1 pseudogene is annotated in these 549 nt (G+C 53.7%); it reads left to right on the forward strand.

Annotation, left to right across the window (positions count from 1 at the left end):
* A pseudogene (locus ACTHUM_RS18250) lies at positions 1 to 549 on the forward strand (translation initiation factor IF-2); the annotation flags it as partial.

Raw genomic sequence — 549 nt, forward strand, 5'->3', positions numbered from 1 at the left:
TCGTAGAGGCACGTTTGGACAAAGGCCGCGGCGCGGTTGCCACCCTCTTGGTACAAAGCGGTACGCTGAAAAAGGGCGATATGCTGCTGGCCGGTACTGCATTCGGTAAAATCCGTGCAATGGTTGACGAAAACGGCAAAGCCATCAATGAAGCCGGTCCGTCTATCCCTGTCGAAATCCTCGGCTTGTCCGACGTTCCGAACGCAGGCGAAGATGCAATGGTATTGGCCGACGAGAAAAAAGCGCGCGAAATCGCCCTCTTCCGTCAAGGCAAATACCGCGACGTGCGCTTGGCCAAACAACAGGCCGCAAAACTGGAAAACATGTTCAACAACATGGGCGAAAACCAAGCCCAATCCTTGTCCGTCATCATCAAAGCAGACGTACAAGGTTCTTACGAAGCTTTGGCGGGCAGCCTGAAAAAACTGTCCACAGACGAAGTGAAAGTGAACGTGTTGCACAGCGGCGTTGGCGGCATTACCGAATCGGATGTCAACTTGGCCATCGCTTCCGGCGCATTCATCATCGGCTTTAACGTCCGTGCAGATG

The sequence above is a fragment of the Neisseria sp. P0021.S006 genome (genome assembly GCF_051956895.1).